This is a genomic window from Paenarthrobacter sp. AMU7 (assembly GCF_041200195.1).
GTDB lineage: Bacteria > Actinomycetota > Actinomycetes > Actinomycetales > Micrococcaceae > Arthrobacter.
On sequence record NZ_CP165735.1, the window covers coordinates 2,321,982 to 2,335,582 of the forward strand.

Sequence of the window (13,601 nt, forward strand, 5' to 3'; positions counted from 1 at the left end):
AGCGGTTGGCCTAGAGCCTGCCGGCGTCTGTCACGCGGACCACGGCGGTACCGGTCTCGTCAGATGCGGCCAGGTCAACTTCGGCCGAGATTCCCCAGTCATGGTTGCCCGCAGGATCATCGAAGATCTGCCGCACTTTCCAGCTGCCGGGTTCCTCGGTGATGATGAGCAGTCCCGGGCCACGGGCATCAGGACCCGTGCCGATGTCGTCGTGTTCATCAAAGTAGTCATCCAGGACTTCTTCCCAGCGTTCTGCGTCCCAGCCGGCATCGCCATCCAGCTCGCCCAGTGCCGCTGAGTCCTCATCAGCAAAGAGTTCAACCCGGCGGAACATTTCGTTCCGGACCATCACACGGAAAGCCCGGATGTTGGACGTCAGGAGCGGGGGCGGGGGAGGGGGAGCGTCGTGCGGTGTGGGGGCAAGCCCCGAAGTGAGCTCTTCCCATTCATCCAGCAGGCTGGAGTCAACCTGGCGGACCAGTTCTCCCAGCCACGCAATCAGGTCTTCAAGGTCCTCCCGCAGCGAATCCTGGGGAACGGTCTGGCGCAGGGCGCGGAACCCGTCCGCCAGGTAGCGCAGGACGATGCCCTCCGAGCGGGCCAGGCCATAGAACTGCACGAACTCACCAAAATTCATGGCGCGCTCGTACATGTCCCGGATGATGGATTTCGGCGCAAGCTCAAAGTCGCCCACCCACGGCGCAGCCTTGCGGTAGACCTCAAAAGCTTCGCCGAGAATGTCCGCCAAAGGCATGGGGTACGTAACTTCGTCAAGCATGGCCATCCGCTGGTCGTACTCGATGCCATCGGCTTTCATCGCCGCAACGGCCTCGCCGCGTGCCTTCTTCTGCTGCGCCGAAAGAATCTGGCGGGGCTTCTCCAAGGTTGACTCGATCACGGAGACAACGTCCAGGGCGTAGGACGGCGACTCGGGATCAAGCAACTCCAAGGCGGCCAACGCGAAGGGGGAGAGCGGCTGGTTCAGGGCGAAGTTTGCCTGCAGGTGAACTGTCAGGCGTACGGAGCGCCCCTCAACTTCCTGCTCCTCCTCCGGGATGCGTTCAACCACACCTGCGGCCAGCAGCTCGCGGTATATTCCCAAAGCTTTCTTCATGAGCTTGAGCTGGGAAGCGCGGTTCTCGTGGTTCTCGCAGAGCAAGCGCCTGGTGGCCTGGAACGGGTCACCCGGGCGCTCCATAAGGTTCAGGAGCATCGCGTGGGTCACAGTGAAACTGGACGTCAGCGGCTCAGGCACGGACTCCACCAGCCGCTTGAACGTGGGCTCACCCCAGGAGACAAATCCCTCAGGAGGCTTCTTCTTCACCACCTGCCGCAACTTCTTTTGGTCATCGCCGAACTTGGCGGTTGCCTTGGCCATCGCCTTGGTGTTTTCCACCACGTGGTCCGGCGCCTGGACGACCACCGTCCCGGCAGTGTCGTACCCCGCGCGTCCGGCGCGTCCGGCAATCTGGTGGAACTCACGTGAGTTAAGCGATCTGGTGCGTACGCCGTCGTACTTGCTCAGAGCAGTCAACAACACGGTCCGGATGGGCACGTTGATGCCCACCCCCAAGGTGTCGGTACCGCAGATGACTTTCAGCAGCCCGGCTTGGGCCAGTTGCTCCACCAAGCGGCGGTATTTGGGAAGCATGCCGGCGTGGTGGACACCGATACCGTGGCGGACCAGCCTGTTGAGGGTTTTTCCGAAACCGGCGGCGAACCGGAAACCTGCAATGAGCTCAGCGATCCGGTCTTTCTCCGCGCGGCTGCACATGTTGATGCTCATGAGGTTCTGGGCACGCTCAATGGCTTCGGCCTGGCTGAAGTGGACCACGTACACCGGGACCTGCTTGGTGGACAGCAGTTCTTCCAGGCTCTCGTGGACCGGGGTCAGGTGGTAGTAGTAGTGCAGCGGGATAGGACGTTCGGCTGAGCTCACTGTGGTGGTGGACCGGCCAGTGAGTTCGGTCAGACCGGTTTCGAAGCGTGTGACGTCTCCCAGGGTCGCGGACATCAGGAGGAACTGTGCCTGGGGGAGTTCCAGCAGGGGTACCTGCCACGCCCATCCGCGCTGGGGATCGGAGTAGAAGTGGAATTCGTCCATGACCACAGAGCCGAGCTCCGCCGTCGAGCCTTCGCGGAGGGCAATGTTGGCCAGGATTTCAGCGGTGCAGCAGATGATTGGGGCATCCTGGTTGACGCCGGAATCGCCCGTAATCATTCCCACGTTCTCCGCGCCGAAGATGTCGCAGAGGGCAAAGAACTTTTCGGACACCAATGCCTTGATCGGAGCCGTGTAGTAGCTGCGCTGGCCCCGTGCCATCGCCTCGAAGTGTGCCGCGATGGCCACCAACGATTTTCCGGAGCCCGTGGGGGTGGCGAGGATGACGTTGGCGCCGGAGGCAAGCTCCATGATCGCTTCGTCCTGGGCCGGATACAGCTGTAGCCCGCGGGTTTCCGTCCACTCCACGAACCGTGTGTAGATTTCGTCCGGGTCCAGGGGACCGGTGGCGGTGGAACCGGGAAGCTGCTCAAGAAGTTTCATTGGTTTCCAGCTTAGTGCCCGCACGGTTTAGGCTCGGCCCAGCAATGGTGGCAGATGCGAGGAGGCTTTGATGAAGTGGGATCCGTCCAAGTATGTGGAATTCGGAAACCATAGGGACCGTCCATTCCACGACCTCGTCGCGAGGGTCCAGGCCAGTGAACCCCGCACGGTAGTGGACCTCGGCTGTGGCCCCGGAAACCTTACTGCTACGCTCACCGAGCGCTGGCCAGGCGCCCGCATTGTTGGCCTGGACTCCTCTGCGGAGATGCTCGCTCAAGCAGGCGCCCTCACGCAGCAGTTCACGCATCTGGAATTTTTACAGGGTGATATCGCGAAATGGTCGCCCGACGCCGATACCGATGTAGTTGTCAGCAATGCGGCGCTCCAGTGGGTTCCCGGTCACCAGGACATGCTGGCCGGCTGGCTGCGGGCCCTGCAGCCCGGGGCATGGTTTGCCTTGCAGGTTCCCGGCAATTTCACCTCTCCTTCCCACACCCTGATGCGGCACCTCGCGGAATCGCCCCAGTGGTCGGCCCGGCTGGACGGCGTTCTTCGACATGACGGTGCAGTAGGGAGCCCGGCGGACTACTTGGGAATCATGCTCGACGCCGGATGCTCGGCCGACGCTTGGGAAACCACCTACCAGCAGGTACTGCCGGGCAGTGACCCGGTCCTGCAATGGGTCCGCGGCACAGGTCTCCGTCCCGTGTTGGCGGCATTGTCCTCTGAAGAAGCTGCCGACTTCGAGACGGAGTACGCCGCAATGCTGCGCGAGGCCTATCCCGCAACAAGCCATGGAACCGTCTATCCGTTTCGACGCATTTTTGCCGTGGCACGGAAGAACGCGTGACGCCGTTGGATTCCCCGGGAGGGGAGGCAGCGACCTTCTTGCGCCGTGAGCTGCATGGTGATCTGCCTGGTCCTCGATGTGGATGTGCCTGTCGTCATGGCTTGTCCACTGCCGTCGTCGCTGGTCTAATTCTCGGCATGGACCAAGGACGCTTCCGACATCAAACGCCCCGCCACATGCCGGCACCCGGGCGGAGGTCGTTGTGACTCCCACCGGCGATTTCCCGGGCACCTGGCGGCCCAACACCACCAGCGCTGTCGCCCTCTTTGAACAGTTAAGGTTGCGGATCATCGAGCTCGCTGACTCGGGAGTCCTGGCGGTTGGAGCGAAACTGCCACCCGTGCGCAATCTGGCCGGCGTACTGGACGTCGCACCCCACACCGTCGCCCGGGCTTACAAAGAACTGGAAGCCGCGGGCGTCGTGGCAACCCGCGGTCGGAACGGCACCGTGGTCTGTGCCCGGGACGATCGCTGGGGAGCGCTGGCCGAGGTGGCCGGGCAGTATGCGTCCGCCGCGAAGGCACAGGGCGCCTCTTTCGCCGAGGCAGTCCAGCTTCTCGCCGCAGCGTATGACGCGGATTGATACCGATCGGTAGCATGTGAGGCACGACATGGAAATTCGAAGAAGTTTTCGATTAGCATTGGTAAGTGCCCAAAGCCTTAGCTGAAGATACCGCCATCGAATCCCCGAACAGCATCCCTGTGGTTCCTGACTCCAATCCCGCGAGGCCAGACCTCTCGCGGCTGGTGGTCAAGGGTGCCCGGGAACATAACCTGCGCAACGTGGACGTCGACCTTCCGCGCGATGCCATGATCGTGTTCACGGGACTCTCGGGTTCCGGTAAGTCATCGTTGGCTTTCGACACCATCTTCGCCGAAGGGCAGCGCCGCTACGTAGAGTCGCTGTCCGCGTACGCGCGCCAGTTCCTGGGCCAGGTGGACAAACCTGATGTCGACTTCATCGAGGGATTGTCGCCCGCGGTCTCCATCGACCAGAAATCCACCAGCAAGAACCCCCGTTCCACTGTGGGTACCATCACGGAGATCTACGACTACATGCGGTTGCTGTGGGCCCGCGTTGGCCGCCCGCACTGCCCCGTATGTGGCGAACCCATCGCCCGCCAGACACCGCAGCAGATTGTTGACCAGCTTCTGGAACTTGAGACAGGCACACGTTTCCAGGTCCTCGCCCCGGTGGTCCGCGGACGCAAGGGCGAATTCGTCGACCTGTTCAAGGAACTGACCGCCAAAGGCTATTCCCGTGCACGCGTTGACGGCGAGCTCGTCCAACTGAGCGATCCTCCCAAGCTGGGGAAGCAGTTCAAGCACACCATCGAAGTGGTGGTTGACCGCTTGGTGGTCAAGGAAGACATCAGCCAGCGGCTCACGGATTCCGTGGAGACCGCCCTGGGCCTGGCGGAGGGCCGTGTCCTGGTGGAGTTCGTGGATCTTGACCCCGCGGATCCCGGTCGTATCCGGGCTTTCTCCGAGAATCTTGCCTGCCCCAACGAGCACCCTTTGGCGATCGATGAAATCGAGCCCCGCTCGTTCTCCTTCAACAACCCCTTTGGTGCCTGCTCGGCATGCAGCGGCATCGGAACCAAGCTTGAAGTCGACGAAGAACTCATCGTCCCCAATCCTGAACTCTCCTTGGGTGAAGGCGCCATTGCCCCGTGGTCCTTGGGAACGGCAACCACTGAGTACTGGAACCGCCTCCTTGAGGGCCTGGCCCATGAGCTCGGTTTCTCCATGAAGACGCCTTGGGAGAAACTCTCCAAAGAAGTCCGGAACACCGTGCTGCATGGCAAGGACCACAAGGTTGTTGTCCAGTACAAGAACCGTTTTGGCCGTGAACGCAAGTACAGCACGGGCTTTGAAGGCGCTATCCAGTACGTCCACCGGAAGCACGGTGAAACCGATTCCGACTGGGCCCGTGACCGGTACGAAGAGTACATGCGCCAGATTCCCTGCCCTGAGTGCAATGGTGCACGCCTCAACCCGGCATCGTTGTCCGTGTTGATCAACGGCAAGTCGATCGCAGCGGTTGCTGCCATGCCTATGCGCGAATGCGCTGAGTTCCTGGGCAGCCTGACCCTCACCAGCAGGGAAGCGCAAATCGCCAATCAGGTGCTGAAGGAGATCCAGGCCCGCCTGACCTTCCTTCTGGACGTGGGGTTGGAATACCTCAATCTCGAGCGGCCGTCAGGAACCCTGTCCGGCGGGGAGGCCCAGCGCATCCGGCTGGCAACCCAGATCGGTTCCGGCCTGGTGGGCGTCCTGTATGTCCTTGACGAGCCGTCCATCGGCCTCCACCAGCGTGACAACCGTCGACTCATCGAGACCCTTACCCGTCTCCGGGACCTCGGCAACACGCTGATTGTGGTGGAGCATGACGAAGACACCATTCACGAGGCTGACTGGGTGGTGGACATCGGACCAGGCGCCGGTGAGCACGGAGGCCAGGTGGTGCACTCAGGTACCTACAAGGAGCTGTTGGAGAACACGGATTCCCTGACGGGTGACTACCTGTCAGGACGCCGGAAGATCGACATTCCCACCAAACGCCGTAAGTACGACAAGAAGCGTGAGCTCAAGGTTGTCGGTGCCCGTGAGAACAACCTCAACAATGTCGATGCCACGTTCCCGCTGGGGCTCTTTACTGCGGTGACCGGCGTCAGCGGTTCCGGTAAGTCCACGCTGGTCAACGAGATCCTGTACAAGGTCCTCGCCAATAAGCTCAACGGTGCCAAGCAAGTGGCAGGACGGCACCGGACGGTGGCCGGCCTGGAACACCTGGACAAGGTGGTCCATGTCGATCAGAGTCCCATCGGGCGTACTCCGCGCTCCAACCCCGCGACGTACACCGGGGTGTTCGACAACATCCGCAAGCTCTTCGCCGAGACCACCGAAGCCAAGGTCCGTGGATACCTGCCCGGACGGTTCTCCTTCAACGTCAAGGGCGGTCGCTGCGAGGCGTGTTCGGGCGACGGCACCTTGAAGATCGAGATGAACTTCCTGCCGGACGTCTATGTTCCTTGCGAGGTCTGCCATGGTGCCCGGTACAACCGGGAAACCCTTGAAGTCCACTACAAGGGCAAAACCATTGCTGATGTCCTCAACATGCCCATTGAGGAGGGTGCGGAGTTCTTTGCCGCCTTCACTCCCATTGCGCGCCACTTGACTACTCTGGTGGACGTTGGCCTTGGCTACGTGCGTCTGGGACAGCCGGCAACCACGCTGTCCGGTGGCGAGGCCCAGCGCGTGAAGCTTGCCGCAGAGCTGCAGAAGCGCTCCAACGGACGCAGCATCTATGTCTTGGACGAGCCCACCACGGGCCTTCACTTCGAGGACATCCGTAAGCTCCTGATGGTGCTTCAGGGCCTGGTGGACAAAGGCAATACGGTCATCACCATCGAGCACAACCTCGACGTCATCAAGTCCGCGGACTGGATTGTGGATCTGGGCCCCAACGGTGGCTCGGGTGGCGGAAAGATTGTTGCCACCGGAACACCCGAACAGGTGGCAAAATCCACGGAGAGCCACACAGCAACGTTCCTGGCCGAGATTCTCGGATAGGCGCCAGAAGTATTCCGGTAGCGGCATGCGAGTTTCAGGCATGCCGCTACTCGTGAGAAACTAACCCGGTGACTCAAACAACGGTGCCCGTAATATTCGATCTGGACGGCACCCTTGTCGATCCAGCCGGCGGTATCACGGGAGGAATCTCCGCGGCCCTCCGTGAATTGAACCTTCCCGTTCCTGGGCAGGCCGTGCTGAATTCCATGGTGGGTCCCAAGCTCAGCGATTCCCTGCTGCATTTGGCCAACGTCCCGGAAACCCTGGTCAATGAAACCATTGAGCGTTACCGGCGCCATTACAAGGAAACGGGTATCGGGCAGTGCAAGCTTTACCCCGGGATCTTCGAACTTCTTGAGTACTTTGCTGAATCCGGCCGGGCTGTAGCAGTTGCTACTCAGAAGCCGCAGTCCATTGCGAGGCTCGTCCTCGAACACCATAAAATTGCTGATTTCTTCGTGTCCATACGCGGGGCGGCTGACAACGAGTCCCTGGAAGCGAATACGGCATCCGGCAAAGTCGAGATTGTTGGGGCAGCCTTGGCTGACCTGCATTCACAGCCGGCAGTGATGGTGGGAGACAGGCATCAGGACGTCGCAGGAGCCATGGCAAACGGCCTGGATTGCATCGGGGTGGCCTGGGGATTCGCCCCGGACGGTGAACTCGAAGAAGCCGGCGCTGTGGCCGTAGTGCAAACCGCAGCCGAATTGCGGATCAAAATTGAAGAACTTGACGCTGTCCGTGCGGCAGCCCTGAGCGAGGTACAAAACGATGGCAGTCTTTGATGCGATCCGGTGGACAACCCGTGGACTGATTTCCTCCACGTGCCGGCCTACTGTCATTGGTTTGGAGAACGTTCCCAAAGAGGGGCCCTTCATTGTGGCCCCCAACCACCTTTCCTTCCTTGACAGCGTGATCGTCCAGGCTCTGATGCCGCGTCCGGTCGCCTTTTTTGCCAAGGCCGAATACTTCACCACCAAGGGCGTCAAAGGTGCCGTCATGAAGTCCTTCTTCGAAGCCGTGGGATCCATTCCGGTGGAACGAGGTGAGCAGGCTGCCAGCGTGCAGGCGCTCAAGACCCTGCTGGACATCCTCGAGTCAGGCAAGGGCATCGGCATCTACCCCGAGGGCACCAGATCGCGCGATGGCATCCTCTACCGTGGGCGTACGGGCGTGGGGTGGCTTGCCCTGACCACAGGCGCGCCTGTCATTCCCGTGGGCCTGATCGGGACCGAAAGGCTGCAGCCTGCGGACAAGAACGCAGTAAGGCCACAGCACTTCACCATGAAGGTGGGCGAGCCGCTCTATTTCGAGAAGACCGGGCCGGACCACTCGCTTCCGGCGCGGCGTGAAGTCACCGACAGGATCATGGACGCCATCGCCCTGCTCAGCGGCCAGGAACGCTCTGCAAGCTACAACCAGAGCAAATCCGTCGACTAGCAGCAGCTGCCGGGGGATGACGTGGCAATGGTTGTCGTTCCGGTTCACTAGACTGGAAACGTGGCAGATCCAGCAAGTTACCGGCCCCAAACAGGTGAGATTCCGACCACCCCGGGCGTCTATCGATTCCGCGACCCCCATGGCCGGGTCATCTATGTAGGCAAGGCAAAGAATCTCAGGTCCAGGCTTAATTCCTACTTTGCCAACCCTGCAGGACTGCTTCCCAAGACCCACGCCATGGTGCATGCGGCCAGCAGCGTCGAATGGATCGTGGTGGGCAGCGAGCTGGAATCGTTGCAGCTGGAATACACGTGGATCAAAGAGTTCAAACCGCGCTTCAACGTAGTTTTCCGCGACGACAAAACCTACCCCTACCTTGCCGTCACCATGGGGGAGAAGTACCCCCGGGTGCAGGTCATGCGAGGTGAGCGCAGGAAGGGCACCAAGTACTTCGGGCCCTACACCGCCGGCGCCATCCGCGAAACGATGGATACCCTGCTGAGGGTTTTCCCGGTCCGCAGCTGCAGCGCGGGCGTCTTCAAACGCGCGGAATCCAGCGGGCGTCCTTGCCTGCTCGGCTACATCGACAAATGTTCGGCCCCTTGCGTCGGCCGGGTGAGTCCGGATGAACACCGCAACCTCGCCGAGGATTTCTGTTCCTTCATGGGCGGCGAAGCGAAACGCTTTATAAGCCGCCTGGAAAAGGACATGGCAGCAGCCGTGGCCGAACTCGACTACGAGCGGGCTGCCGGGCTCAGGGACGACATCATCGCGCTCCGGAAGGTTTTTGAGCGCAATGCCGTGGTCCTCGCCGAAGATACCGACGCTGACGTCTTCGCGCTCCACGACGACGAACTGGAGGCTTCCGTGCAGGTCTTCCACGTCCGCGGTGGCCGGGTCCGCGGACAGCGTGGCTGGGTGGTCGAGAAGGTTGAAGATGCCACGACCCCAGAGTTGATCGAACATTTGCTGCAGCAGGTCTACGGCGAGGACAGCGAGGTCCAGGGCCGGATTCCCCGCGAAGTCCTGGTGCCGGAAGCACCCAGCAACCATGCCGAACTCACTGAGTGGCTGGGCGGACTGCGTGGTGCCAAGGTGGACATCCGCGTGCCCCAGCGTGGTGACAAGGCCGCCCTGATGTCCACGGTGCGCGAGAACGCGGAGCAAGCCCTCAAATTGCACAAGACCCGCAGGGCCGGCGACATCACTGTCCGCTCGGTGGCGCTTCAGGAATTGCAGGAAGCCCTGGAAATTCCGGTTCCCTTGCTGCGGATAGAGTGCTTCGATATCTCGCACGTGCAGGGCACCAACGTGGTGGCCTCCATGGTGGTGGTGGAGGACGGTCTGCCCAAGAAAGCGGACTACCGCAAGTTCTCCATCACGGGCGCAGCGGCAGCTGACGACACCGCGGCGATGCATGACGTCCTGACCCGTCGGTTCCGGCATTACCTGACGGACAAGGCTGCCCAGGTCCCCGTGATATCCGGCGAGATCGTCAACCCGACGCGTGCGGGGGCCAAGAGCAACACTGAAGCCCCGCCGTCGGACCCCACGATGCCGGCCCCCAAGGCCAAGTTCGCGTACCCGCCCAACCTGGTGGTGGTGGACGGCGGGCAGCCGCAGGTCAACGCCGCCAAGCGTGCGCTGGCGGAGCTCGGCATCGACGACGTCTACGTGGTGGGCCTTGCCAAGCGTCTGGAAGAAGTCTGGCTGCCTGACAGCGACTTCCCGGTCATCCTGCCGAGGACATCGCAAGGACTGTATCTACTTCAACGGATCCGTGACGAAGCCCACCGCTTCGCCATCACTTTCCATCGGCAGAAGCGCGGGAAGGCCATGACGGTGTCCGTCCTGGACGGGGTGCCGGGCCTTGGTGAAGCCAAGCGCAAGGCTTTGGTGGCGCACTTCGGCTCGCTGAAAAAGATCAAAGCGGCTTCCGTTGAAGAGCTCACGTCTGCCAAAGGTATCGGCCCTGCGCTGGCAGCTGCCGTGGTTCAACACCTGGGTAACACGGAAGACTCCGCCGGGGCAGTCCCGGCGATCAACATGACCACCGGCGAAATCCTTGAATCTTAGCTAGGGTTAGAACCTGGCCGATGGCCGCATCAGCGGCCACCGGCCCTTGAACATGTCGAGGGTGCGTTGACCCAAGGGGAGCGCACCTCAGGCCGTAAACACCACTTCGGACGAAACGGGGAACAACTCATGGATGAGGCAACGGCAGGGTCCGGAACGGAGCAGGACGGCCTCACGCCCGTCAAGCCCCCGGAGGCGGAACTGCTGGTCGTCACCGGCATGTCAGGGGCAGGACGCAGTACGGCCTCGGATGCCCTGGAAGACCACGGCTGGTATGTGGTGGACAACCTCCCACCGCAGATGCTGGGAACCCTGGCCGAAATTGTCTCGCATGCTCCCAAATCCATTCCCAAGCTGGCGGTGGTGGTGGATGTCCGCAGCAAGGACCTCTTCACTGACATCCAGACGGCGCTGGGCGCGCTCAGCGCCAGCGGCATCACCTTCCGGGTGCTCTTCCTGGACGCCAATGATGACGTCCTGGTCCGCCGTTTCGAGCAAGGACGCCGTCCGCATCCCCTGCAGGGCGGCGGCAGGATCCTTGATGGCATCGGGGTCGAGCGCGAGGTCCTGCGGGAACTGCGCGAGCATGCCGACGTCGTGCTGGACACCTCCGACTTCAATGTCCACGGTCTGGCAACAGCCATCACCGAACTGTTCAGCGACACAGGCCCGGTGACCCTGCGCCTGAACGTCATGAGCTTTGGATTCAAGTACGGACTCCCCGTGGATGCCAACTTCGTGGCTGATGCCCGTTTCATTCCCAACCCGCACTGGGTTCCCAAGCTTCGGCCCCATACAGGGCTGGATGAGGACGTCAGCAATTACGTGCTGGCTGCCGATGGCGTGCACGAGTTCGTGGACAGGTACGTACGGGCCCTGGAGCCTGTCCTGGACGGCTACCGCCAGGAGAACAAGCACTACGCCACCTTGGCTGTTGGCTGCACTGGAGGCAAGCACCGATCGGTGGCGGTCGCCGTCGAACTTTCGAAGCGTTTGGCGCAGTATCCCCGTGTCACAGTCACCACCACCCACCGAGACCTGGGACGCGAGTAGTGGGCGTCCTCACCGGCCCACTGCCCCTGATCCCGCCCAAAGGCGTCCCCGGCAGCCAGCAAAAGAAAAGTCCGTCAGTGGTTGCCCTGGGTGGCGGCCACGGACTGGCTGCGTCGCTGTCGGCACTGCGCCTGCTCACCTCCGAGCTGACGGCAATCGTCACAGTAGCGGACGACGGCGGCTCGTCCGGGCGTCTTCGCGAGGAGTACGGCGTCCTTCCGCCCGGCGACCTGCGGATGGCGCTCAGCGCCCTGTGCGACGATACCGACTGGGGCCGGACCTGGCGGGACGTCATGCAGCACCGTTTCAATGCCGGGTCCGCCAAAGGCGGCTCACTGGACCATCACGCCATGGGCAATCTGCTGATCGTGACCCTGTGGGAGCTCTTGGGAGATACGGTTGCCGGCCTGAAGTGGGCCGGCGCCCTGCTGGGAGCCAGGGGCCAGGTGCTGCCCATGTCCAGCGTTCCCCTCACCATTGAGGGCCAGGCCCACATTGACCTTCCGGGAGGTGGCCAGGAACTGCGTACGGTCCGGGGCCAGGCAAAATGCGCTGTGGCGGGCAAGCTTGAAGACGTCAGGCTGCTGCCTGAGGATGCTCCGGCCTGCACAGAAGCCCTGACGGCCATCGAACTGGCTGACTGGGTCATCCTTGGACCCGGTTCCTGGTACACCTCGGTCCTGCCGCATCTGCTGCTGCCTGAGCTGCGCCAAGCCCTGGGCGACACCGCTGCGAAGCGCTGCCTCACCATGAACCTTGACGTCGAAACCAAGGAAACCTCGGGCATGACGGCCGCGGACCATCTGGACGTCCTGCGCCGCTATGCACCTGAATTCAGCGTCGATGTGGTCCTTGCGGATCCTGCTGCAATCCAGGACCTCAAAGCCTTCGAGAAGGCCGCGGGGATGATCGGGGCTGAAGTGGTGTTGGGTAGAGTGGGGGCGTCGAGGCGCCGCCCCGTCCATGATCCACTGCTGCTGGCAGCGGCGTACCACGATATTTTCGGGAACAGTTAGGAATACGCGATGGCACTTACTGCGTCGGTCAAGGACGAACTGTCCCGGCTGGACATCAAAAAGTCTTCAGTCCGCAAGGCTGAAGTTTCGGCAATGCTGCGCTTCGCGGGTGGCCTGCACATCATTTCGGGCAGGATCGTCATCGAGGCTGAAGTCGACCTCGCTTCCACGGCACGCCGCCTCCGGGCCGCGATCGCGGAAGTGTACGGCCACCAGAGCGAAATCATCGTCGTTTCCGGTGGCGGCCTGCGCCGGGGAAGCCGCTATGTTGTCCGTGTGGTCCGGGACGGTGAAGCACTCGCCCGCCAAACGGGCCTGCTGGACGGACGCGGACGTCCTGTGCGAGGGCTGCCCTCGGTGGTGGTCAACGGCTCGGCTGCAGACGCCGAGGCTGTCTGGCGGGGAGCGTTCCTCGCCCACGGTTCACTCACTGAGCCGGGTCGTTCTTCCTCGCTGGAAGTCACGTGCCCCGGCCCCGAATCCGCGCTGGCACTCGTTGGGGCTGCCAGGCGGCTCGGCATCCAGGCCAAGGCCCGTGAGGTGCGCGGAGTGGATCGCGTAGTCATCCGAGACGGAGACACCATTGCTGCCCTCCTGACCCGCATGGGTGCGCATGACGCGCTGATGGTGTGGGAAGAACGGCGCATGCGCAAGGAAGTCCGGGCGACGGCCAACAGGCTTGCCAACTTTGACGACGCCAACCTGCGCCGGTCTGCCCAGGCAGCAGTGGCCGCGGGTGCCAGGGTGGACCGTGCCCTGGAAATCCTGGGAGACGACGTACCGGACCATCTCAAGTACGCCGGGGAGCTCCGTGTTGCCCACAAGCAGGCCAGCCTGGATGAACTCGGACGCCTGGCGGATCCGCCCATGACCAAGGACGCCATTGCGGGTCGCATCCGCCGCCTCCTCGCCATGGCGGATAAGCGGGCCCTCGACCTGGGCATCCCGGGTACTGAGGCAAATGTGACTCCGGAAATGATGGACGAGTAGTCCGCACCCATAGAATCGAAAATGCGTGGAGGAAATACTGCGAGGCCACCCGGGG

General features: G+C 62.3%; 10 protein-coding genes. 9 read left to right on the forward strand and 1 reads right to left on the reverse strand.

Annotated features, from left to right (window positions below; translation table 11 throughout):
• Nucleotides 1-10 precede the first annotated feature (10 nt).
• Nucleotides 11-2,545, reverse strand: coding sequence for a DEAD/DEAH box helicase (locus ABQM86_RS10615; RefSeq protein WP_369746584.1), 2,535 nt, complete (start codon nucleotides 2,543-2,545; stop codon nucleotides 11-13).
• A gap of 70 nt (nucleotides 2,546-2,615) precedes the next feature.
• Between ABQM86_RS10615 and ABQM86_RS10620 the strand changes: the two genes are divergently transcribed.
• The 9 genes from ABQM86_RS10620 to whiA all read left to right on the forward strand — a co-directional run bounded on the left by ABQM86_RS10620 (nucleotide 2,616) and on the right by whiA (nucleotide 13,546).
• Nucleotides 2,616-3,395, forward strand: coding sequence for a trans-aconitate 2-methyltransferase (locus ABQM86_RS10620; protein ID WP_369746585.1), 780 nt, complete (start codon nucleotides 2,616-2,618; stop codon nucleotides 3,393-3,395).
• Between the two features lie 202 nt (nucleotides 3,396-3,597).
• Complete coding sequence (locus ABQM86_RS10625) at nucleotides 3,598-3,978, forward strand: GntR family transcriptional regulator (protein ID WP_207593504.1); 381 nt, start codon at nucleotides 3,598-3,600, stop codon at nucleotides 3,976-3,978.
• A gap of 65 nt (nucleotides 3,979-4,043) precedes the next feature.
• The gene (uvrA, locus tag ABQM86_RS10630) at nucleotides 4,044-6,971 is read left to right on the forward strand and encodes an excinuclease ABC subunit UvrA (protein WP_369746586.1); all 2,928 of its coding nucleotides are present in this window, start codon (nucleotides 4,044-4,046) and stop codon (nucleotides 6,969-6,971) included.
• Nucleotides 6,972-7,039: 68 nt separating this feature from the next.
• Nucleotides 7,040-7,756 (forward strand): HAD hydrolase-like protein, encoded by a 717-nt coding sequence (locus ABQM86_RS10635; protein ID WP_369746587.1) that lies wholly within the window; start codon nucleotides 7,040-7,042, stop codon nucleotides 7,754-7,756.
• Nucleotides 7,743-8,411, forward strand: a complete 669-nt coding sequence (locus ABQM86_RS10640; protein ID WP_207593507.1) for a 1-acyl-sn-glycerol-3-phosphate acyltransferase — start codon at nucleotides 7,743-7,745, stop codon at nucleotides 8,409-8,411. The genes ABQM86_RS10635 and ABQM86_RS10640 overlap by 14 nt, the downstream gene beginning before the upstream one ends.
• A 60-nt stretch (nucleotides 8,412-8,471) precedes the next feature.
• On the forward strand, nucleotides 8,472-10,487 hold the full coding sequence (uvrC, locus tag ABQM86_RS10645) for an excinuclease ABC subunit UvrC (protein ID WP_369746588.1): 2,016 nt from the start codon (nucleotides 8,472-8,474) through the stop codon (nucleotides 10,485-10,487).
• 129 nt (nucleotides 10,488-10,616) lie between these two features.
• On the forward strand, nucleotides 10,617-11,540 hold the full coding sequence (gene rapZ / locus ABQM86_RS10650; protein ID WP_089595052.1) for an RNase adapter RapZ: 924 nt from the start codon (nucleotides 10,617-10,619) through the stop codon (nucleotides 11,538-11,540).
• Nucleotides 11,540-12,556: a uridine diphosphate-N-acetylglucosamine-binding protein YvcK gene (yvcK, locus tag ABQM86_RS10655; RefSeq protein WP_207593509.1), complete on the forward strand. Its 1,017-nt coding sequence runs from the start codon at nucleotides 11,540-11,542 to the stop codon at nucleotides 12,554-12,556. Before rapZ ends, yvcK begins: the two co-directional genes overlap by 1 nt.
• Nucleotides 12,557-12,565: 9 nt before the next feature.
• Nucleotides 12,566-13,546: a DNA-binding protein WhiA gene (gene whiA, locus ABQM86_RS10660; protein WP_018777554.1), complete on the forward strand. Its 981-nt coding sequence runs from the start codon at nucleotides 12,566-12,568 to the stop codon at nucleotides 13,544-13,546.
• Nucleotides 13,547-13,601 lie beyond the last annotated feature (55 nt).